The organism is Runella sp. R0.1_18, from assembly GCF_057652155.1.
The window spans coordinates 342807-365674 of record NZ_JBYFCK010000001.1 but is presented as its reverse complement, the minus strand read 5'-3'; the positions used below and the strand labels follow the sequence as shown (position 1 = coordinate 365674).

Here is a 22868-nt window from a genome sequence, read left to right as displayed (position 1 = left end):
AGCTTAATGAATTGAACTTCGGCCAAAAATTGAAATCATTTACCGTTTGGTCATTGCGCCGGCCATACTAAATATTCCTGCCGCTATTTGCATCGAAGCACCTGCGAGTGCCGCATTAAACCGGTATTGGGCTGCATTTCTTTTGGCTTCAGCCTGTCTTTCGGCTTCAGCCTGTTTTGCTTGGTTTAGTAGCGTCTGAAAGTCTTCTGATTCAGAATCAGAAGTGCCACCTTGTACGGCTTGTTGCTGATTTTTTGAGATGGCGAATTTTTCAAATTGTGCTAACATGATTTGTGCGTGCTTTGGCTACCCGTGCTTCTCCTTGAAGTACCTCGTCCTCGGCGGATTGATGATTCAAAGGTAGTTTGCCAAACAAGGACGTGCCGTAAATAGGGTGTGAATGCCTGCTGTGAAGCTGTGAAACCTGCCAATTTTGTAGGGGAATCAGCAAGTGCCGGTACTTGCTCATCGTGTTTGTGAAGCGGTAGTAATAGATGGGCAACGGCTAAAAAAACAAAGTGCCCGGATGAATTCACCCAAGCACTTCGGCAAGCGATTTTGTCTGTATTATCTGATATTGTTAACGATGCTACTCAGTACGTTACCCGTTTGTTTTACAATTGCTGCCTGAGTTTGAGTGGCAAGGTTAAAAGCATTCATCGTATTCTGAACTTCCTGTAGTGCTTCCGGCGAAATGTTTGGTTGCAATTCCAGGGTTGAATTCAGAAGGTTGGCTCCTATTTTAGCAACGTTTAATGCTGCGCCCGTAACACTGGCTCCACCTTGTACGGCTTGTTGCTGATTTTTTGAGATGGCGAATTTTTCAAATTGTGCTAACATGATTTGTGCGTGCTTTGGCTACCCGTGCTTCTCCTTGAAGTACCTCGTCCTCGGCGGATTGATGATTCAAAGGTAGTTTGCCAAACAAGGGCGTGCTGTAAATAGGGTGTGAATGCCTGCTGTGAAGCTGTGAAACCTGCCAATTTTGTAGGTGAATAGGCTTTTCTTAACGCAAACAAGATAATCCTATCGTCAGTGGTCAATTAGCGACATAGGTAAGTGAGCAAATTTGGAAATGAGTTAATTCGGTAATTGTCTACTGTAAATAAGATAGTTGAGGCTTAAGAAAAGGTAGATTATAAAAATAGAATGGACTTCGCACACAAAACCTTTGAGTGTTACCCACACAAAATCGGAGTTTACCTACAATTCTCGGTTTGCACTTTTTTATCGGCTTAATCTTGTATCGGATTTACGGGGCGGTGAATAAAACATGACAGCCTGCTGAATTTTGAATACTTTAAAAACAACCGAATTTTCCTCATTTTTAAACGATAAAAAAACAATGAAAAAGCAAATTACATACGCCATTGTAGCTGCAACAGTCTTAATGTGGAATTGCAAGCCGACTGAAATTGACGCTGTTGACTCCCCAACGGCCGCCGTTAAGCACTCAAGTGCGCGTATTGAAGCCCCTCCTAAACAATGGGATAGAACACTGGGTGGCTTTGGTGTTGATATATTAACTGTCGCCGTAAACAATCCTGCCGGAGGATATATTTTTGGCGGTTACTCCAATTCGCCGGCCTCTGCCGTTTCACCGTTTAACGATAAGTTAGATGCCTATGGAGGGAATGATTACTGGGTGGTTAAAGTAACCGAAGATGGTACTAAATCGTATGCACGTGCTATGGGCAGTGCAGGTGACGACCTGTTAACATCTATCGTGCCACTGTCGGACGGGACGATGTTGTTAGGCGGGTTTTCCAATTCACCATTTATGTCTCCTAATAAAACTCAAGGGTCTAAAGGTGGTCATGATTACTGGATTGTCAAGGTGGACCGTAACGGAAATAGGATATGGGATAAAGTACTGGGAGGAACCAATGAAGACCACCTGACCTCAATGGTGGCAACAGACGACGGGGGCTTTCTGTTAGGGGGCATTTCGGCCTCGCAGGCTAATACCGTTCCTCTGCCATCCGGAAACCCGCTGGGTGGAATAGCTTCATTTCAAAATAAGACAGCCAGCGACAAATCAATGAACAGTTGTAACGGGAGCTACGATTACTGGATTGTAAAAGTAGATGCCAATGGAAATAAGCAATGGGATATAACCTTGGGTAACGGAGGTAATGACTATTTGCAATCGGTCGTAAAAGCAGCGGATGGTGGCTATCTGCTGGCCGGCTACTCCTCTTCTCAGGGAGCAGCAGGTAACAAAACGGCCAGCGGTAAAGGGGGTTATGACTATTGGGTAGTTAAGATTGATGCCAATGGCAACAGGCAGTGGGAGAAGACGTTCGGAGGAACACAGGACGATAAATTAGCCAAGGCTGCTGCTACGCCCGATGGTGGATTTGTATTGGGAGGTAGCTCATCTTCGGCCGCCGGGGCTGACAAGTCAGAAGGGCTACGCGGTATTGCTGGCCATAATGATTACTGGGTGGTCAAGATTGATGCCAATGGTAATAAACTGTGGGATAAGACAATTGGAGCAGGAGGAGATGAGACCTTTAAGTCACTGGCCGTCACAGCCGATGGAGGTGTCTGGATAGGTGGCGATTCGCCTTCTGCTCCCGGTGAAGAAAAAATTGAAATGCCTAAAGGAGGAACCGATTACTGGATTGCCAAAGTGGAAGCAGATGGAAGCTATCTGTGGCAGGATAAAACGTTGGGTGGGGCCTATACGGATAGTTTTTCTGATATGTTAATAACTACTGACGGAGGGATTATTGCTGCGGGTTCGTCTCAGCCTTATTCCGGTGCGCGCAGTGATAAAAGTGAAAATGCCAAAGGGATTTTAAATTACTGGATTGTCAAGCTGAAATGATCAGACAAGTATCTACAAAAAGGCGGTCTCTAATTTAGAGGTCACCTTTTTGTAGATGCAAGCGAGCTCTCATTTAGCTAATGCACAACGCTCAGTAGATCAGGCTACTGCCGGTTCTGTTTCGGTAGTAAGTATTGCTTTCTTTTCAGGAACGGGCAGAATCAACAGAAAACGAGTACCGTTCTCGCCACTTATTTCCAGCCGTCCACCGGCCTGTTTGGTCAGGGAGGTAATCAGTCGCTTCCCAAATGAACGACTCGGTTTTTGCCACTGGCTCACATCCATGCCCGGGCCATTGTCTTTGATTTCGAGGTATAGCTGATCTTCTTCCCACAGGCGGATGCTAAGGCTTGGCGTATCAATCCCTTTGTAGGCATGTTTGAAAGCATTCGTTGTCAATTCGTTCAAAATCAAGCCCAACGGTACCGCCAGTTCTACATCCAAATCAATCGGAGCAATAGTTAACCGGAGGTCGAAGTTGTCTTGGTGGTTAAACGATTGCATTAATCCGCGCACCAACTCGTCGATATAGGTCTGCATATTCACCCGAGTGACGTTTTCGGTTTGGTACAATTGCTGATGAATCAACGACATGGCTTCCACCCGCTGCTGTCCTTCCCGTACAGCTCGTACGGCGTTTTCATCTTCCAGTCGGTTGGATTGCAGGTATAACAGACTGGACACGATGGCCAGATTGTTTTTGACCCGGTGGTGCAATTCTCGCATGAGTTCTTTCAATTGGCCGGATTGTTTATTGATACGTTCGTTAGCAAGAGAAAGTGTTTGGTTTGTTACTGTCAATTTACCATTAACCCGTCGTATAGTACGGTATTGTAAAAGCATGATGCCGAGCAGAAAGGTCAGCAGTATGGCACCACCCGTCAGCCAGGCCAATTGCTGTCTTTGGCGGAGATTATCTTCGTCAAGGCGTTCAATATGCAGTTGTTTTTCACGGGTTTGAAAGCGAGTTTCTGTTTCGATCAATTGGCGGCTTTTTTCGACATTCATAACACTGTCCCGATACACCATACTCAGCTTTTGATACTGAAACGCCTGTTGAAATTGCCCGCGTTTTTCGTAAATGGCCGTCAGGGTCTCGTAGATATTTTGATAATAGGGTGGCGTTTTTGACTGAGAATCAGCCCATGTCAAGGCCATTCGGATATACTCCTCGGCTTCATTAAGCTGATTTAACAGCAAAAGTGTATTCGGCAGGTTGACATAAATCATACCTTCCAATTCTACATCCTTTTTTTCTTTTGCAGCTCTTAAACATTGCTGATAAATGTCTGCCGATTGCCGGTATTGTCCCGAATTTTTCAGAGTAATAGCCCGATTAAATAACGCCACAGTATAAGAATCCTCTTCCTTGAGCGATTGGAATATGCGAAGGGCTAAACCATTATAGTGAAGAGCTTGGTTATATTTCTTACGAATGTCTTCAATAGAAGCCAGGTCATTATAAATATTGGCAATCTCTAACTCAAGCTTTTGTTGCCGGGCTATGGTCAGTGCCTGTTCGCAATAGTATTGTGCTTTTTCTAACTCCCGGAGACTGATATAAACGCCCTCTATTCGTTGCAGCGCTCTGAGCTGCCTCCGATATTCACCAACGGAACCAAAAATGGATTGTGCTATTAAATAATGCGATATGGCCTTTGTCGGATTATTCTGATTGCGTTCCATATTTCCCATTGCCATATACGTTCTGCCCAGCTGAATCTTATTATTGGCATGTTGGGCAATTTGCAGCATTTCCTTTGTTGCCGGGGCTGCTTCGGGAGGCTTATTTTGGTTTAAGGCAGTGACACTGTAGTCATAAAGCCGTTCAAAGCGGGCAGAATCCGATAAGGTTTCAATCTGATGTTGAAATACCGGAAAAGGAAGCAATGTGTCGGACTGGCTCATAAGTTTGTGGGCAAACAAACAGAAACAGAGCGCCGTCAATATAGAGAGTTTCATAATATGAGGCTTATTTATTGTGCCAAGAATCAATAGTGCAAGGTCAACGAGCTTGAAAATGCCGCATAAAATCTTCCTTGTATTGTTGTCCGAAAGGAATGGTCATCGTTTCAATAAAAATCTCTCGCTCATTGAATCCTTTCAATTGATTTACATTAACCGCGTAAGAACGATGTACCCGTACCAACGACGAACAATCAAGGCGTTCGAGTAAGCTGCTCAGTGAAAGCCGAAGCGTGTATTTATGGCCTTTGGTTTGGATGGTTGTATAGGTATTGTCGGCCTCCAGCAACAGAATGTCATTGAGAGAAATTCCGACAAACTGATAATTATGTTTGATAAACACCTGATCACCACTGCGGAGAATAGATTCACGACTTGATGCTTCCTTCTCTGGCGTACCGGCTTTGGTTTCTTTTCCGGCCGCCGACGGTAAACGATTCATGACATAATTATGAATGGCGAGGTCAACCGAAATCTGCAAATTATCCGGTCGGACGGGCTTCGCAAGATAAGCAGCGGGGAACGTTTCTTTTGCCCGTTCAATGGTTTCTTTATCGGTTTGCGAAGTAAGATAGATAACCGGAACCGGTTTGAAATCCAAAATATGTCGAATGGTTTCAATGCCGTCCCAGTCTCCTTTTAGGTTAATATCACATAAAATCAAGTCAATACGATTCTGGCGATAGAGTGATAATGCCTCGGGTCCGTTATCCGCAACGCCTGCCACTTCATATCCCTGAGTTTCCAAAAGGTCACTGACATACATCGCTAAGATAGCTTCATCTTCAATAATTAAAATTTGAATTTGCTGATTAGGCATAGTGAAGGTAGGGTTTAATAAGCATACCAACAAATGTACGAAAAAGGCATGCAGATAGCCGTGATACCCAACACTTTTTGTATCAGATTGGAAATGACAGCTTCTATATTCTACTTGAATATTTTGTCATATTGGCTAACTTGTTTCTCTTACTAAAGGCATCTAGAGGATTATCACCATCTCACCTGCCCATCACCCACCATTACCCATTTCTTCGTTACGAGTTTTTCGAGGGCAAAGGGGCCGCGGGCGTGGAGTTTTTATGCTGCCGCATAGCCATCCATGTATTTTCGGACGGCGGGAGCTTGGAAACCTATCACAATGTCATTCTTGGGGACACCATAGGATTGAAGTTTCTCAGCAATACGCAGGTCTGTACCATCATGTTGAAGCCAAACTTTACCATCTGACTTCACATCAACATGAATAAAAGAAGCGTATATCCATCCACTGTTTTCTTTGGCCCAACCTACCCCAAAATAGAGATAGTGTCCATGTTCATCGTCAGTTATGATTTGATTGTCAATGCCATCTTCCACGGGGGGAGATAAACTCGCGATTTCTTCAACAATTTGTCGAGTAATTTTTTTATAAAAAGCTACTTTATCCATTGGTTGATACACGGTTGAATTTCATCAAAAACTAGCATTTTTACATCAAAAGTAGTGGCCACATCAATAAAAAAAGGGTCATCAAAAAAGCGTTGATAAAAACCGTTGGGGACAGCTAAATACAGGGTTCTTTCGGAGTCGGTATTTTTTAGAGCCTTCCAATAAAGCAAAAACTGTCCTAAGGCATCTTCAAAGTCATCTAAATCAGAATGGCCAATGAAACTTTTAATTTCAACTGCAATTTTTTCATTTCCTTTTTGAGCAGCGATAACTTCTTTTTCCGCACCCAAATCAATGTAGCCATTTTAAAATTACCATCTCACCTGCCCATCACCCACCACTATCCATTTCTCCGTCACGAGTTTTTCGAGGGCAAAGGGGCCGCGGGCGTGGAGTTTTTGGGTAGAAATACCAATTTCAGCCCCAAGCCCAAACACCCCTCCGTCGGTAAAACGCGTAGAAGCATTGGCATAGACCGCTGCCGCATCGACTTCGGCTAGGAAGCGGTCAACCGCTGCTTGGTTTTGGGAAACGATGGCTTCGGAGTGGCGCGACGAATAATTCTGAATGTGTGAAAGCGCTTCGTCGAGGCCGTCAACTACTTTTACGGCTAGTTTATAATCCAAAAACTCGCGTCCAAAATCTTGGGGTTGAGCGTGCTGTAGTTTTGGGTAAGAGATGCCTTCAAAAATCGGGTAAGACACATCATCGGCATAGACTTCTACGTTCCACTTGATAAAATCGTCGTTGAGCATAGGCAAAAACGCAGTGGCAATGGCACGGTCAACAATCACGCAATCCATGGAGTTACAAACCGAAGGCCGCGAGACGCGCGCATTCACTACAATGTCGCGTGCTTTGACAAGGTCAGCCGTGGACTCAATGTAGCCATGACATACGCCTGCCCCTGTTTCGATGGTAGGAATCAAGGAGTTTTTCCGTACAAACTGAATCAACGACTCCGAACCGCGCGGAATGATAATATCGACATAGCGAGTGGCGGTCAAAAGCTCGGTCACAAACTGACGGTCGGTAGGAAGTAGCATCACGGCGCTGGTGTCCACCCCTGCTTCTTGCAGCGCTTGGTGAATCAAACCGACCAAACAACGATTGGAAAAATCGGCCTCTTTTCCGCCCTTTAACACGCAAGCATTTCCCGAACGCAAACACAACGAAGCCACGTCCACCGTCACGTTGGGGCGCGACTCGTAGATGGCACCGACGACGCCAAGGGGCACCGCAATTTTTTTCAATTTAAGCCCTTGTTCAATCTCTCGTTCCAACAACACCTGCCCCGACGGGTCGGGCAACAGCGCTACGTCGCGGAGGCTGTCGGCTAGTCCCTGAATCCGTTTTTCGTTTAAAAACAAACGGTCTTTTTTCGGGTCGCCATCTGGCATTCGCTCCATGTCTTTCTGGTTTTCGGCCATAATAAGCGCTTGATGTTCTAGCAGCAAATCGGCGAGGCGGTTGAGCAAGGCCGTTTTTTGCTCGCTAGTCAAGCGACGCACTTGCGCGGCGGCTTGTTGCGTGGCTTGAAGTTGGGGTACGATGGTAGTTGTCATAAAAAAGAGATTGAGCCGCAAAGATAACAACTTTGAGGGTTATCGGCTCAAATTTACGCCTAACCAATACGCCTGGGTATTGTTTTGCCAACGACCTACGGGCGCAGGAGCGTACTGATAAGCCAGTCCGATGCCCGTACCTAGAAAAATACTCCGAATAGGAATCCGCACTAAGTCGCGTACTTCAAGCCCCGCCTCAGCATGGAAAGGGGCTGACTGGTATTGCCACGAAAAGGAATGTTTTTCAGGACGGCGGAAGCTCCCCACGATGAGATTGTTATAGACCAACAGCCGAGGCTGACTGTATTTGCTTTTGAGACGAAGCAGCGTACGACTGAAGTCGTGGCTGTAGTAGAACGCCGCGTATCGGTCGGCAATAAAGGCATAAGTGGGTAAAGTACGGAAATTGGCCAGCGGGAAACTGGAAGAATTGAGCCCTGTGATGTTAATAAGCCCCGAACTCCCTAACGAACCAAACAAATAAGGGTAAGGAATATCGCCACTGGTGAAACCTCCTGCTAGTTTGACGTTGCTAAAGCCGAGGCGTCGGGTTCTAAATTGAAAGTAAAGTTGCATCGCTAACCGCCAGTAGTCAAATTGGCTACCGAGGGAAGGCAAGCCTTTGGTAATTTGCACGTTGATAATCGGGAAATAGCGATTGACGACCGATTCCATGCGTCCCGTTCGGTAAATGGCCTCCCGAAACGCGAAACGCCAGTCGAGGGTAAGGTCGGTGGTTTCAAAGGTGTTTTGGTCTTGAAAGAAATAGCGATAACTCGGGGTTCGTTGCTCGTGGTTGAGGGCGAGTCGAAACCACGTCCACGGAAAAGGCTTAAAATGCAGCGATACACCGTACCGCTGGTAGTAGTCGGCCTGAAAAGGGATGGAGTCTTTCTGGGAGAAAAAAGGAAGCGAAGGTTTGGGGTCGATGAGGTAATTGGGACCTAAAAATTCGGTCGTGCCTGGTTGGACAAGGTCGCGCTGGTGATAAATACTGAGTCGATTGTAGCGGTCGCGGGTGATGTGCCAACTGGCCAATAGTTTGTACTTCCAACGCTGATCTTTTAGGCCGTAACCAGCATATCCGTACAGCCGAAACCTCGGGCGGTTGCTTTGTTTATTTTGAAAACCTCCTCCAAGTCGCACATATTCAGCGGAGTTGCCCACCAAGAAATCACTGGGTTGGAGTTCAATGGGGCCTATTTCAAACACGTTGCTCAATATACTCCCTAAGATGTGCCCGTAGGTAGAGTCGAGGCGGCTTGCCAACCCATTGGGTTTTTTGAAATTGAAATACATTTTACGCTCCCAATCGGCCAGTGTATCGGGGCGCAGGGCTTTAAACGTCTCGTACGTATGGCGTGTGGCGGAGGGGCGCATGGCGCGTTGCACTTCGTCAAACAGTTGGTCGTCGAGCGGGGTGTTCAGTTCCACGTTGTGGAGTTGCGTGGTAAACTTTACCTGAAAAGCGCCCGTGTAACCGCTGGACGAATACCCCGCCAAAAGCCGCGTGGTAGCGGTTTGGGGAAACCATCGCCCCGAAATCCGCTGGTAGCGTTGTTGAATCCGAAAACCAAAATTTTGTAACGTATCGACGGGCGCTACGTTAATGTATTCGAGGGCGTAGCCGTCGGTATTGATGTGCATTACGCCTTGTAGGGCATCAAAATTGGTTTTGGGGTAAGGCCGAAAACTAATGATAAACGTGGAGTCACGCTCGTGAAAGAGGGTGTCTTCGAGCGCAAAATCGTATTGCGAGAACGTTTTTGAGTTGAGCGGATTGACGTAAAACCGCTTGAGGAGGGTGAAGTTGTAGAGTTCGGAATAAAAATCAATTTTGTGCAAATCGAGCGGAAGATAGTTGAGCATTTGACTATATACTTGCGCGAGGTTATTGACCGAAGCCACAACTGTCTCCTTGTTTTTATTGGGCTTTTTGTGAATCAATTCACTGATGTTTTCTACGATGTAAATAGGTGCCGTTACTTTTTTAGAACCAATAACTTTCTTGGTCGAATCTTTCAATACCCGATTGAGGCTATCGACCACGACCACGATTTTGGTATAAGCACTTGCCTTGTAGGTATCGAGTTGGTTAGGGTCGTTTTGGGGGCGGTTGGCCAGTACTTTTCGAATAATCGCCCAGGCGGGATTTTCGCCAGGACGCACGCGTACTTCGGCCAACTCGTTGACTTTTTGGCGGAGTTTGATGGTAATCGTCGTGCCTTTGGGGGCAACTTGAACTGTCTCGTAGCCAACCATGCTCACCAGCAGCGTGTCGGACGACGATTTGAGGCGCAGCGAAAACCGACCTTCCATGTCGGTGAGAGTTCCTGAAGTTTGGCCTTTGAGGCGCACGCTGGCCTGAGGTAAGGGCACGTTGTCTTTGGCGTCAATGACGATGCCTTTGATTCGGATTTCTTGAGCAATTACAATTTGGCATACAAAGAGAAAAAGTAAAAGCTGTTTTATCATGGCCAAAGAGGATTTTCTACTAAACGTTACAAGGGGAAATAGATTTTAATCGTGTCCTACGAAATATTTCGTATAAAAAATTTGGTAATACGAAACGCTTCGTATATGTTTGCTACGAAATTATTCGTACTTAAACCATGAAACCAACAGACTCAGAACTTGAAATCTTACAAGTGCTTTGGCAAGAAGGCCCTTGTACCGTACGGCAGGTCAACGAGCGTTTGACCGAAAACCGCGACGTGGGTTACACCACCACCCTCAAACTAATGCAAATTATGTACGAAAAAGGGATTCTGACCCGTACCGAAGATGCACGGTCACACGTCTATGAAGCCAACGTGAGCGAAGAAGAAACCCAAGCTACGCTTTTGGAAAGATTTGTGGGCACGGCTTTTCGGGGTTCGGCGAGCAAGCTAGTCATGCAAGCACTTGGTAATCACAAAACAACCCCCGCAGAACTGGACGAAATTCGTAAACTCTTAGACCAAATCGAACAACAGCCATGAAAACGACCACTTTTCTTTCAGAATCCATCACCTCGGCTTTGGGGTGGACATTGCTTCATTCTCTTTGGCAAGGGGGAGTGGTAGTGCTTCTTGCCGCAGTTGCGTTGTTTGCCTTGCGTAAGCGCTCTAGCGTTGCGCGGTATTGGGTAGGTATCAGCGGTTTGGCTACCCAAGTGCTTGCTTCGGTGGCTACCTTTGTGCTTTACTACCAGCCAGTAAACGCCGTTGCTACGTCCTCATTGACAACGCTTCATACGCAACGTTATTGGGTCTCGGGCATGACCTACGCCAAAGTGGCTTTGCCTTGGTACAAAGAAGTGCTACTATTTCTCCAACTTCATTTGGACACCATTGTGCTATTTTGGGGCATTGGTGCTTCGGTATTATTGGTACGTTTGGTGGGGAGCTGGGTGTATGTACAACAACTCAAAGCCGAAGGCATTCAACTGACTGAGGCTAGTGTACAGTCATTGTTTCGTCGGGTGCTGGGCACGTTGCGCATTCGCCAGAATGTCCATTTGTTTGAGTCGGTGCGGGTAAGTACGCCCATGGTGATTGGGTTTGTGAAACCCGTCGTGCTTTTGCCTGTTGGCTTGGTCACGGGCTTGAGTCCTAAGCAAATTGAGGCAGTATTGGCCCACGAACTCGCCCACGTGAAGCGGTACGATTATTTGGTCAACTTACTCCAGTCGTTGGTAGAAGTCGTTTATTTCTTTCATCCAGCTTTATGGTGGTTGTCGGGGCGCGTCCGCCAAGAGCGCGAACACTGCTGCGACGACATTGCCGTTGCCGTTTGTGGTGACAAAATGGCGATGGCCAAAGCCCTAGCCGAAGTAGCCGCTTACCGTTCCACCCCCGCGTTAGCGATGGCTTTTGCCAATAAAAAAGGAGCTATGCTGCACCGCGTCAAAAGAGTATTGGGCGTGACTGAAAAGCCGCAGCAAAGGTTAAATGCGAGTGGTTTGTTGTTGGTATTACTTTTGGTGGTTGGAGTTTCTGTGTATGCTTTTCAGCCGCAGGATAAGCCCAAAAAAGACGCCAAACTTAGAAACACCAGCCATACTTTGAAAGACATGCAATTTGTGATGGATGAACAAGGCAAGTTGACCAAAGTAAAATGGAAAAATCGTTTTTTATCGTCAAAGCAAGTGGCGGAGTTACAGCAGCTAAAAGAGCAATTGGCAGAGGGAACGGTAGCGCTTAGCGATATTAAACAAGCGGATTTTAGGGCTATATTGTCTCGGATTACGGAGGTTGAAGAGGAATTATCAACGGGTTTGTCGGCTTTGGGCAACATTTCGCTGGATAACATAGAGATCATGGAAGCAGTAGAAGATGTGATTGAGCCTGTTGAGGCACTGGCAGAAGTTGAAATAGCCGACTCCATTCTAGTCAATGGAAAATGGGTTGCCACTGGTAGTGCCTTTGAAGCTAACATAGACGAGGCAAAAATGGCATATTATCACCGCCAAATAGACAGCCTTCACCGATTGATGGAGCCACAGATGCAAAAAATGAACGAGCTACGTCTAAAGATGGAGCAGTACGAGTTTCAGGTAAATGAAGTGGAGCGTAAGCGTGAAGTGCTCGAATGGAAAAAGAACAAAGCCTCCAACGAACGCAGTCAAATTCTGGAAAAACGTAGTCAGTTGCTTCACCAAGAAAATGCGGCCAAAAAGCTATCAGACGACCAGATTGAAAAGGCATTGGTGCAGTACGAAGAACAGGTGAAACAGTTTGAAAGCCAGATGCAGCAGTTTAATAAGCAGATGGCCGAATTGTCGGAGCAAGAAAAGGCCGCCCGCAAGCCCATCGAGGAATTGGAAGAACAACAACGTAAGTTGGAAGCGATAAACGAGAAGTTTTCGCAAGAGATGGAACGTTACTCGGACGAGTTGAATAATTTGTTTCCGCCTCCGCCGCCACCAGTCGAGTTTCGTGCCAAAGCGACCCGTACTCCTCGCGCACCACGTGCCATTCGTACGCCCGTATCTGCGGTGAAGGCCGTGGCTCCCATTACTTCTAAAGCAGCAGGAACGCCACCACCACCCCCGCCGCCGCCCGTCAAAAAGAAGAAGTAATTGGTCTTAAAAATACCCCTGAAAGCGCTTGGTTTGCTACCGAGCGCTTTCTTTGTAAGAGGCTATTTGATAAAAACCCTAGTTTATTTTTGGGAGGCTGTCAAAAATGCGTTTATTTTGCTCACTTACTATGCACACTTGTGAAGAAGAAAACTACTCTATTTAACATAAAAGACCTCGTCGTATATTTTTTTGTTGCAGGAACTGGGGCCGCTGTACAAATTGTAACGGGAAGCTTTTTTAGAAATTATACAGAATATTCGACTTCTGTTTCTTTGGGTTACATCGTTTCTGCATTTGTTGGATTTGTACTGACCAAAATGTTTGCTTTCGATGCTAGAAACACCAGCAAGACTAAGCGTGAAATGATAAAGTTTGGGATAGTTGTTATTATTTCGTACGCTATTACTGTTGGTTTTGCTACTCTAACATTAAATCTTTTCCACTCGGTCAATCCCAATAACTATATTATTGCCATTCCATTTAGTTGGACTCCTAAAAAATTTAACGAAATCAACGTGACCGAAGCTACCTCAACCTTGGTAGGGATGGGCTTTAGCTTTGTGAGCAACTTCATTTTGCACAAAACCTTTACTTTTCGCAGTACAGGTTTCTACGACCGCGCCAAAGCAGCGTTGAACTTGGGTAAGAACTAAGCTAGCGCACTGACCCCGTTATTTCCCAAATTCACGTACAAACTGGGCTGATTCACGTAATAGAATTGATGGAAAATACTTGAACTTCGATTTTTGACATCGAAATTCAAAACGTTTATCTATCAACAGCCATGTATTGTATCGAAACCAGCGAGTTGTCGTACCAGTACTCCCGACAGGGCAACGAGCTTCATCGTGTCAACCTTCGGGTGAAAGAAGGGAGTATATACGGGTTTTTAGGCCCCAACGGTGCGGGAAAAACTACCACACTCAAGCTCATTTTGGGCTTATTAAAAAAACAACAAGGGCAGATTAAGGTCTTTGGGGAAGAGTTTATGCCTCACCGACTTTCTGTTTTGTCAAAAATCGGCTCGTTGATTGAGTCGCCTTCCCTTTATAGCCAACTCACGGCTACGGAAAACCTCAGCGTTTGGCAAAAACTCTATGCCTGTCCCAAAGCGCGTATTCAGGAAGTATTGGAATTGGTAGGATTGGGGGAAACGGGCACCAAAAAAGCAGGACAATTTTCGCTCGGGATGAAACAGCGCCTTGGCATTGCCACGGCTTTGCTGCATAACCCGTCGGTGTTGGTGCTCGACGAGCCTACCAATGGTTTGGACCCGAGCGGAATGGTGGAAATGCGGGAATTGCTCAAACGCCTCAACAAAGAACACGGAATTACGATTTTGATTTCGAGCCACTTGCTGTCCGAAATCGAAAAATTGGTAACGGAGGTAGGTATCATCAACCACGGGAAAATGCTGTTTGAGGGGTCGTTGGGCGAATTGATGCAGCGGCAACGGACTGCGGGAGGAATACGGCTGGATACGAGCAATAATGCCGAAGCCGTTGAGCGTCTGATAGCCCAAGGGCTGGACGCAAGGCAGGAGCAGGGCAAAATCGTACTGCCGTTGTTGGCTCGTTCGGAAATTGCCCAACTTAACCGAGCATTGGTACAGCATCAGCTCGATGTGTACGAAATCAGCACTGTCGAAAGCGATTTAGAAAGCATTTTTATGACCTTAACTCACCCCTAATCTTCTCCAAAACATGACAACGTTTGTCGCAAGTTATCAGAGCGAATGGCTCAAAACCAAGCGAAGTTTGGCCGCATGGTTGGTCGTGCTTGGCGGTTTTTTTATTCCGTTTATTCTTTTCTGGGCGCGGGTGCTATATCCCGAAAAATTAAAAAAAGCGGTACTTGCCCCCACGTATTGGGAGGAAGTATTGAGCCAAAGCTGGCAGTTTATGGCTATTTTGATGCTGCCGATGGGACTTGTACTGGCCACGAGCTTGCTGACCCAAATGGAGTTTCGCAACAATACGTGGAAGCAGCTCCACACGACCCCGCAAAGCTACACGAGCATTTTTGTGGCAAAGTTGGGCGTTTTGCTAACCATGCTTGTTCAATTTTTTATATTGTTCAACCTCGGGATGTATTTGTCGGGGATACTCTCGCCCTTGGTGCGGGGAATTTCGCTACCCAAACAAGCGTTCCCGTGGGAAATGTATCTAAAAACAAGCGGACATTTTTTGGTAAACTGCTTGCCTATTATAGGGTTTCAATACTTAGTGAGTCTTCAATTTAAAAATTTCTTGGTACCATTAGGAGCAGGAATCGGGTTGTTATTGGCCTCTTTGATTGGCATCGAATGGGAGCATGGGCATTGGCTGCCGTACAGTTATTGCTCCTATTATTTTTTTAGCCTACGTGGGGCAAAAATGGGTACATTGCCCGTCGATGCTTTTTCGAAATGGGCGTTGGGGTATTTCGTTGGATTTACGCTTTTGAGTTACTTCTTTTATATCCTTAAAAAAGACAAAAGCTAAGTGGTTTTATATTTTACCCGCAGAAAAGCGCTGAATTACAAACCCTAATTTTCGCTGAAAAAGGGCTTTATATGGTTATTAATCAGCGTCATCTGCGACTTTCAATCGGCGTAAATCAGTGGGTAATAGTTAAACAAACTTACTTAGACACTTAAGACGAGTATTCTTTCAAAATAAGACGCAAAACCACATGAAGCGAGGCGTAGTGATTTCATTGCATTTTGGGTACTGGGTGCTGTACTTGTTGTTGCTCTCGTTGATACTGGTATGCCTTCAACTTGGCTCGCCCATCAAAGGGCAGCCTTTTTTTTACCAGTGGCGGTTTCACGTTTTCTTCAGTACGTTTGCCGTTTTGCCCGCGTTTTTGGGTTTTTATAGCTTCTACCTGTGGTTGTTCGACTACTTTTTGCTTCGTCGTAAAATCGTGCTGTTGTTTGTCGTTGGGCTGCTTACCGCTATCGGATGCGGAATTGTCAGCGAGGCCGTAATGTCAGTATTGCACTCATTCAAAGTCGGCCCAGGAGTGTTTCATGAAGGACTTCGTACAACGTTGGCGTTGTTGGTGGTCATTACGATTATTGCGGTGCTAAACGGTGCAGTGGCACTTATTATGCGAGGGTTTATGCGTTGGTACGCCGAAATGAAGTTGAAAGAAGAACTAATGCAGAAGAATTTTGAAATGGAACTGGCCTTGGTAAAATCACAAATAAGCCCCCATTTTTTGTTTAACACCCTCAACAACATCGACGTACTGATTGTCAAAAACGCGCCGCAAGCATCGGCTTACCTTAATCAGCTGTCGGATATCATGCGGTTTATGTTGTACGAAACCAAAGCGGAAGAGATACCGTTGGGCCGAGAGTTGGGCTATTTGGAAAAATACATTGCGTTGCAAAAAATCAGAACATCCAATCCTGATTTTGCGCGCTTTCGGGTAGAAGGCAGGGTAGAAGAGGCCACGATTGCCCCCATGGTGTTGATTCCTTTTGTGGAAAATGCCTTTAAACACGCCGATGCGCGAAAGCAAGGCAATGTAATCGACGTTTCGGTGGAGGTATCATCCGAAGCCATTGTGTTTGAATGTGTTAATAAACGTAGGCTACAGCCCAGTACCACCGAATATGGCGGTTTGGGCAACGAACTTATCAAAAGGCGGCTATCTTTGCTGTACCCCAACGAACACCAACTAAATATTGTCAGTTCTGAAGAAGACTATCGGGTAAGATTACGAATCAGTCGCCATGAAGCATAGCTGTATTATTGTCGAAGATGAGCCTTTGGCCCTCGAACGCGCCAAAGATTATGTTCAGAAAGTGCCTTTTTTGAGCTTAAAAGCCACGTTTGAAAGTGCGTTGGAGGCATTGAGCTTTTTGAAAAACAACCCGATTGATATTGTCTTTTTGGATATTCATTTGGGCGATTTTTCGGGTATTCAGTTGTTAGAAAGTGTTTCGCTGAAAGGGCAGGTCATTCTGACGACAGCCTACCATGAGTATGCCCTCAAAGGGTTTGACCTCAAAATCGCCGATTATTTACTCAAACCTTACACCTTTGAGCGTTTTGTACAGGCTGTTGACCGAGCACAAAGTTTACTGCCCAAGTCGGAGCCTCAAAATTCAAGGTCGTTTATTTTTGTCAAAACCGAATACCGCCTCGAAAAGCTCATGCTGGACGAAATACTGTTTATTGAAGGCATGGGCAACTACCGAAGGATTCATACGGCTACCCAGAAAACCATGACGTTGCAGACCTTCGCTGAGTTTGAACAAGAGTTGCCGCCGAGCCTTTTGTGTCGGGTGCATAAGTCGTACATGGTGGCGATTTCGAAAATTGATTCGATTGAAAAAGACCGCATTCGGATTCGGGAAACGATGATTCCAATTTCTGATAGCTATCGGCAAGCGTTTTTTTCGCTCATCGGGCAAAGTTGAGTTTATCCCATTTGTAAGGTGGTTCGTCCCATATATTTACATAGGGACCATAAAAAGCCGACTTTTGTGCAAGACGTTGGGGTTGTGAGCAACCCCAACCACCGTGCGTCAGGTTGCTCACAACCTGACCGACGCCCGAGAAATAAAAAAGTTGCGCGTATGCTTGTTGGTTGTGAGCAACCAACAACACTTTAATTCAAAACCCATGATTGCCATTGCCATCGACGACGAGCCCAAAGCGCTAGACATAGTGCGAGTTTTTGCCCAAAAAGTGCCCTATTTAGCGCTTCAAGCTACTTTTCAGGATGCGTTTGAGGCGCTGGATTTTCTGCAAAAGCAATCGGTGGACTTGATTTTCTTGGACATCAAAATGCCTGACATTTCGGGACTGGAGTTTTTGCGGGCGTTACCTAATCCTCCGTTAGTGATTTTTACCACTGCCTACGCCGAACACGCCGTACAGAGCTATGATTTTGATGCAGTTGATTATCTGTTAAAACCCTTTGCATTGAGCCGATTTTTAAAAGCGTGCAACAGAGCCCACGAAACGCTAAAAATGCGCGAATTGGCCTCGGAAGAAGCTAAAACCCGCCCAGCGACTGTTGCGCCCACCGAAAGTATTTTTGTGAAAAATGGCTACGAACAAGTGCGGGTGATGCTCGACGATATTTTGTATCTGGAAGCGGGCGGCAACTACGTTGTTTTTGTTACTAAAACTCAAAAAATTGCTTCGCGCATGACGATGAGTGAGGCAGAAAGCTTGCTTCCTGTCGAGCAGTTTGTGCGGATTCATCGGTCGTACATTGTAGCAAAGGGTAAAGTTGAGCGATTCGACCGCTATGAAGTGAGTGTGGCAGGACAATTATTGCCCATTGGGGCTAATTATAACACCGCAAAATTGGCATAAGAAGTTTTAGGAGCATATTTTTGCTATTATTGCAGAAAAACCATAACCTACATCCACTCAATGCCTAAATCTTCTAACCAAAATACCCTTTTTGGGCTTCCTGTTATTGTGGCCGCACTAGGCTACTTCGTTGATATTTACGATTTACTATTATTTGGAATTGTACGCGTACCTAGCCTCAAAGATTTGGGTTTGAGTGAGCAAGACGTGTCGGCCGTGGGGGCATCTATTATCAATTGGCAAATGGGGGGCTTATTGCTCGGTGGAATCATTTGGGGAGTATTGGGCGACAAACGCGGACGCCTTTCGGTGTTGTTTGGTTCTATTATTACCTATTCCATTGCCAACGTACTTTGTGGATTTATCCAAGATACCTCGTTTTTGCCAGCCACTGAGTTGTACAAATACTTACGCTTTATTGCGGGAATTGGATTGGCGGGAGAGCTGGGAGCGGGAATCACCCTTGTGTCCGAAATTTTACCTAAAGAACTGCGTGCCATCGGAACGTCGTTGGTGGCGGGCATTGGCCTTTTAGGCGCAGTAGTGGCCTATTTTACGGTCGAGATATTTGGCGACTGGCGCATTGCATATTTTGTGGGCGGTGGGCTAGGCTTTGGCCTTCTTTTGCTTCGCGTGGGCGTCATTGAATCAGGAATGTTTACGGAAGTCTCCAGCCAAAAACATGTGGCCAAAGGCGATTTTCTTTCATTTTTTACCAACTGGGAACGCTTTGTGCGCTACATGAAATGTATCGGAATTGGCCTTCCGACCTGGTTTGTGATTGGTATTTTGGCGACTTTCAGCAACGAATTTGGCAAAGCTTTGGGCATCACCGAACCCATCAAACCAGGGTTGGCCATTATGTGGTGCTACGTCGGCTTGGCAGGAGGAGACTTGGCCAGTGGATTTATTAGCCATTATTTCCATTCGCGCAAAAAAGCCGTGGCGGTATTGATGGCGTTTTCGGGCGTGTTTAGCATCGTATATTTGTTTGCGGGCGTTCAATCTTCGACCATGCTTTATACGCTTTGTTTGTTGATGGGCTTTGGCATTGGCTACTGGGCCATGTTTGTGACCATCGGAGCCGAGCAATTTGGCACCAACCTTCGGGCTACGGCTGCTACGACTGTGCCCAACATGGTACGCGGAATGGTGATTTTGATGACTACGCTGTTTGCGGGTTTCAAAACGGGCTCATTGGATGTTTTTGGTTGGTTTACGCTCACTGTTCCTCAATTGGGCGTCATTGGAGCAGGTACGTTGGTAGGGATTTTGAGTTATGCTTTAGGATTTTACTCTACCCTCACCGTTCCCGAAACCCACGGCAAAGACCTTGACTTTGTAGAAATCTAAAGAGGATGAAATACCGTGCTCTTTTTACCTTGCCCGTCATTGTGTCGGCGCTAGGTTTTTTTGTGGACGTGTACGACTTGCTGATTTTCAGTATCGTACGCGTTCCGAGTCTTCAATCACTGGGCTATTCGGAAGCCGAAGTTTCTAAAATTGGAACGTTTATCTTCAACTGTCAGCAAGCGGGCTTATTGGTCGGAGGGATTTTGTGGGGAATTTGGGGCGATAAACGAGGTCGCTTGTCGGTACTATTCGGTTCGATCATTACGTATTCGTTGGCAAACATCGCTTGTGGATTTGTCGAAGATCCCAACTTATATGCGTTGCTTCGTTTTGTAGCGGGGGTGGGGCTTTCGGGGGAAATTGGGGCGGCAATGACGCTTGTTACCGAAATTGTCCCCAAAGAAATCCGCAGCCTTGGGCCGACGTTGGTGGCGGGGATTGGTTACTTAGGCGCTGGAGCTGCTTATTTGACCCAAGAATGGTTTACGTGGCGAACGGCCTACATGGTAGGCGGAGGTATGGGCTTGTTGCTGCTGCTGTTGCGAATAAGCGTGTTTGAGTCGGGGTTGTTTTTGCAACTGAAAGAAACGAAGGTCTCCCGAGGCAACTATTTATACTTTTTCAGCAGTTGGCCGAGACTGGTCAAATATTTCCGTTGCGTGCTCATCGGCGTCCCGACTTGGTTTGTGGTGGGAATATTGGGAACATTTGGCAACGAATTTGGGAAAGCTTTAGGCATCGAGGAAGGGATTTCGCCTGGTAAGTGTGTGATGTTTATCTACTTCGGTCTTACGGCGGGCGACTTCTTTAGCGGGCCGCTGAGTCACTGGCTACAATCGCGGCGCAAAGCCATTTTATTTCTGCTTTCTATTGGGGCAATTTTTGTTGGAATTTACTTGTACGGAGGGGCTAGGTCAGCCAATATGCTCTACGTGATTTGTTTCTTAGCGGGCATCTGTACGGGGTACATTGGTTTGTACTTGATGATGGTTGCCGAGCTGTACGGTACCAACCTTCGCGCCACAGCGACCACTTCGGTACCGAGCGTGGTGCGAGGAATGGCTATCCCGATGACGCTGGCTTTTCAAGGGTTAAAACCTTCGTTTGGAGCGCTGGGTGGAGCCGCTTTGTTGGGAGTACTTTGCTACGGATTAGCGCTAGTAGCGATTTACAAAACCGATGAAACCTTTGGTCGGAATTTGGATTTTGTGGAGGAGTAGGGGGAAAGCGTTAACCGTTATTTGTTAATCGTTCAAAGTCAATGAATAATAAGTTATGTTAAAGTAAATGCCCTAAAACGTTCGTTTGGCTATTTAAGAAATTGTATATAAATTCTAGTGTAGTTTATATCGCTTCGGCGAAGCATAATAAAGCAACAGGTTATGCTTCCGCACAGGCGGCCCTGTCCGAAGCAAAATAAAAAAACTCTTGCTGCTACTACAAATGTTACGCCTCTACCGAGGCTACTTTGAATTACTCTAGAACTTATGCTCAACTACTTAATATAATCATACATATAATAAACCCCCGCGCTTGGCAAGCACGGGGGTTTGTATTTTAAGCCAATTTACGATTATCGAAGACTTACTTCGCCATATTTTGAGACGATTTTTACTCTAGTGCCTTTGCCTGTTCCAATTTTTCCTACGTATTGCTTGGTCATTTTTGGGCTATGGCGCTCGTTGTCTTTGCGTTCGTCGTCGTTTTGAGTGAATGACACTTTGCGGTCGTTGGGGTATTTGAAACCGCCGTAACTTACCGTCACGTCAAAGTTACATTCGTTGTTTTCCATCGGAATCACTACCGACGAATAATTGGCCAAAATGTCCACATTATCAGCTGATTGCGTCAGTTGGTCGATGCGGAAGCCGCCTGAGAAACTAAGCTTAATTTTGCTCGAACCTTTGAGCGTACCGATACGTCCACCCGAATAGCTGATTTGACCATCGAGGGTTTCTACTTCGCCGATTTTCATTTTGCCAAACTTGTTGTTGAGCGTGATATTCTCCGCTTTTTCGAGTTCGAGTGTTGAGTACGAAATGTCAAGATTTCCGTTAGAAATTTGCTGAATTTCGGCTTTCCCGTACGATACATCTATGTCGTTTTTACTACCTAGCAAATCGTTGGCCATAAAAGTCCCGTACTTAGAAACGACCACCAACGGCGCTTTGAACGTAGGGATGTTGGTATTTCCAAAACGATTTTTAACCGTCAAAGGCGTATTTTTGGGCATCGACACATTGTAGTCGATTTGCACATAATTCTTTTCGTTGTTGGTGTTTTTCCAGCTCCAGCCGTTTGAGTTGTTCGATTTGTTGATAATCGTGCGGACATTGATTTGGTTGCCTTCCCGTTTGTCTTCAATCACTACGCCGTCGAGGTATTCTTGGGCGCGGTCGTCGCTGCTTGAGTTAGCCACAATATGAATATCAATTCGTATCTCGTTTTTGTCCCAAAGGTTGACTTTTACCTGCCCAAACTGATTGTCGAGCAATAAATTGTCTTTGGATGAAGTATCGTAAATCTTAATCACCGATTTTTTCTTTTCGATGGTGCCCCATTCGTGCGCCGTTGCTCCAAAGGCCGAAAACAGACAGAAAGCTACCAAAAAGATACTTACTAACTGCCAATTACATGATTTTATCGTTTGCATGGTTGTTCTTGTTTTTGATGCGCTGGATGATGTCCAACTGTTGGTTTAATAAATCAATTTGCCACTGTAGGTTCTGAATCATGGCCTGAATCACCACTTCTTGGTTGGGGTTCTTCGGAAGGTCGGATTTCAGGTTTTGGTATGAGCGCTCAAGCTGATCCAGTTCTACGGCAAATTCTTTATACAAATTAGGGTTACTTTCGGTCATTTGGCGGAGCTCGCTCCGCTTGTTATCAATGAGTTGGGTATATTGACTGACCTGTTTGGCAAAAGTGGGGTCGGCCATCGCTACTTCGGGAGCTTCTGTGATACCGTAGTTTTGGTTGATGCGGTACCCAAACCATCCAAGTCCAGCGACCAGGGCAATCGACGCCGCTACGCGCCAGTTGAGGTTTTGCCACGTACGTTTGAAGGGGTTGTAAGCATTCCCATTCTTGGCGTCTTCATTGACTGTTTTAGGCGCCTCAGCCACTGGAAGTGGGGGCGCAGTTATTTCTGGATCGCTAGTGGTTTCTCCGACGGGTAGTTGTTGGTTCAACCGATTCCAAAGGTCGTCGGAAGGTTCATATACATCAAACGCCTCTCGGTTGTCTCTTACGAATCGTTGCAATTTGTCTTTCATCTTCTTTGGTATTTAACGCGGCTCTCTTTTCTCTAAAACGGTGTGTCTTTTTTAAGAAAC

General features: G+C 45.9%; 21 protein-coding genes. 11 read left to right on the top strand and 10 right to left on the bottom strand.

Annotated elements, in window-relative coordinates; translation table 11 throughout:
* Positions 1–39: 39 nt before the first annotated feature.
* Both AC23P2_RS01570 and AC23P2_RS01565 read right to left on the bottom strand, forming a co-directional pair.
* Positions 40–288: a hypothetical protein gene (locus AC23P2_RS01570; RefSeq protein ID WP_487771564.1), complete on the bottom strand. Its 249-nt coding sequence runs from the start codon at positions 286–288 to the stop codon at positions 40–42.
* Positions 289–567: 279 nt separating this feature from the next.
* Positions 568–840 (bottom strand): hypothetical protein, encoded by a 273-nt coding sequence (locus AC23P2_RS01565; protein ID WP_487771563.1) that lies wholly within the window; start codon positions 838–840, stop codon positions 568–570.
* A gap of 451 nt (positions 841–1291) precedes the next feature.
* Here AC23P2_RS01565 and AC23P2_RS01560 point away from each other — a divergent pair, with 451 nt between their 5' ends.
* Entirely contained in the window at positions 1292–2833 is a 1542-nt protein-coding gene (locus tag AC23P2_RS01560; protein WP_487771562.1) for a hypothetical protein, read from the top strand.
* Between the two features lie 99 nt (positions 2834–2932).
* Here the strand turns inward: AC23P2_RS01560 and AC23P2_RS01555 are convergent, their stop codons facing one another.
* From AC23P2_RS01555 to AC23P2_RS01530, 6 genes are all read right to left on the bottom strand, one after another.
* Positions 2933–4741, bottom strand: coding sequence for a histidine kinase dimerization/phosphoacceptor domain -containing protein (locus tag AC23P2_RS01555; RefSeq protein WP_487771561.1), 1809 nt, complete (start codon positions 4739–4741; stop codon positions 2933–2935).
* A gap of 97 nt (positions 4742–4838) precedes the next feature.
* Positions 4839–5618 carry a response regulator gene (locus tag AC23P2_RS01550; protein ID WP_487771560.1) on the bottom strand — a complete coding sequence of 260 codons (780 nt, stop codon included), beginning with the start codon at positions 5616–5618 and terminating at the stop codon, positions 4839–4841.
* A 260-nt stretch (positions 5619–5878) separates the two neighbouring features.
* Positions 5879–6229, bottom strand: a complete 351-nt coding sequence (locus tag AC23P2_RS01545; protein ID WP_487771559.1) for an element excision factor XisI family protein — start codon at positions 6227–6229, stop codon at positions 5879–5881.
* Entirely contained in the window at positions 6217–6519 is a 303-nt protein-coding gene (locus AC23P2_RS01540; protein ID WP_487771558.1) for an element excision factor XisH family protein, read from the bottom strand. Before AC23P2_RS01540 ends, AC23P2_RS01545 begins: the two co-directional genes overlap by 13 nt.
* 21 nt (positions 6520–6540) lie before the next feature.
* The gene (locus AC23P2_RS01535; protein WP_487771557.1) at positions 6541–7794 is read right to left on the bottom strand and encodes a glutamate-5-semialdehyde dehydrogenase; all 1254 of its coding nucleotides are present in this window, start codon (positions 7792–7794) and stop codon (positions 6541–6543) included.
* Between the two features lie 39 nt (positions 7795–7833).
* On the bottom strand, positions 7834–10269 hold the full coding sequence (locus AC23P2_RS01530) for a DUF5686 and carboxypeptidase-like regulatory domain-containing protein (RefSeq protein ID WP_487771556.1): 2436 nt from the start codon (positions 10267–10269) through the stop codon (positions 7834–7836).
* A gap of 137 nt (positions 10270–10406) precedes the next feature.
* Between AC23P2_RS01530 and AC23P2_RS01525 the strand changes: the two genes are divergently transcribed.
* The 10 genes from AC23P2_RS01525 (at position 10407) to AC23P2_RS01480 (ending at position 20753) form a co-directional block, all read left to right on the top strand.
* On the top strand, positions 10407–10775 hold the full coding sequence (locus AC23P2_RS01525) for a BlaI/MecI/CopY family transcriptional regulator (RefSeq protein ID WP_487771555.1): 369 nt from the start codon (positions 10407–10409) through the stop codon (positions 10773–10775).
* Entirely contained in the window at positions 10772–12856 is a 2085-nt protein-coding gene (locus AC23P2_RS01520; RefSeq protein WP_487771554.1) for a M56 family metallopeptidase, read from the top strand. The genes AC23P2_RS01525 and AC23P2_RS01520 overlap by 4 nt, the downstream gene beginning before the upstream one ends.
* A gap of 140 nt (positions 12857–12996) precedes the next feature.
* Positions 12997–13512, top strand: a complete 516-nt coding sequence (locus AC23P2_RS01515; RefSeq protein WP_037300332.1) for a GtrA family protein — start codon at positions 12997–12999, stop codon at positions 13510–13512.
* A 131-nt stretch (positions 13513–13643) separates the two neighbouring features.
* The gene (locus AC23P2_RS01510) at positions 13644–14549 is read left to right on the top strand and encodes an ATP-binding cassette domain-containing protein (protein WP_487771553.1); all 906 of its coding nucleotides are present in this window, start codon (positions 13644–13646) and stop codon (positions 14547–14549) included.
* 13 nt (positions 14550–14562) lie between these two features.
* Entirely contained in the window at positions 14563–15342 is a 780-nt protein-coding gene (locus AC23P2_RS01505) for an ABC transporter permease (RefSeq protein WP_487771552.1), read from the top strand.
* A 190-nt stretch (positions 15343–15532) separates the two neighbouring features.
* The gene (locus AC23P2_RS01500) at positions 15533–16594 is read left to right on the top strand and encodes a sensor histidine kinase (protein ID WP_487771551.1); all 1062 of its coding nucleotides are present in this window, start codon (positions 15533–15535) and stop codon (positions 16592–16594) included.
* Positions 16584–17273, top strand: coding sequence for a LytR/AlgR family response regulator transcription factor (locus AC23P2_RS01495; RefSeq protein WP_487771550.1), 690 nt, complete (start codon positions 16584–16586; stop codon positions 17271–17273). The genes AC23P2_RS01500 and AC23P2_RS01495 overlap by 11 nt, the downstream gene beginning before the upstream one ends.
* Positions 17274–17376: 103 nt before the next feature.
* Entirely contained in the window at positions 17377–18180 is an 804-nt protein-coding gene (locus AC23P2_RS01490) for a LytR/AlgR family response regulator transcription factor (protein ID WP_487771549.1), read from the top strand.
* 60 nt (positions 18181–18240) lie between these two features.
* Positions 18241–19533: an MFS transporter gene (locus AC23P2_RS01485; protein ID WP_487771548.1), complete on the top strand. Its 1293-nt coding sequence runs from the start codon at positions 18241–18243 to the stop codon at positions 19531–19533.
* Between the two features lie 5 nt (positions 19534–19538).
* Positions 19539–20753 (top strand): MFS transporter, encoded by a 1215-nt coding sequence (locus tag AC23P2_RS01480; protein WP_487771547.1) that lies wholly within the window; start codon positions 19539–19541, stop codon positions 20751–20753.
* A 353-nt stretch (positions 20754–21106) separates the two neighbouring features.
* Here AC23P2_RS01480 and AC23P2_RS01475 read toward each other — a convergent pair whose 3' ends face one another.
* Together AC23P2_RS01475 and AC23P2_RS01470 are read right to left on the bottom strand one after the other, a co-directional pair.
* Positions 21107–22186 (bottom strand): hypothetical protein, encoded by a 1080-nt coding sequence (locus AC23P2_RS01475; protein WP_487771546.1) that lies wholly within the window; start codon positions 22184–22186, stop codon positions 21107–21109.
* A complete protein-coding gene (locus AC23P2_RS01470) occupies positions 22164–22808 on the bottom strand; it encodes a hypothetical protein (RefSeq protein WP_487771545.1) in 645 nt (214 codons plus the stop codon). The genes AC23P2_RS01475 and AC23P2_RS01470 overlap by 23 nt, the downstream gene beginning before the upstream one ends.
* Positions 22809–22868 lie beyond the last annotated feature (60 nt).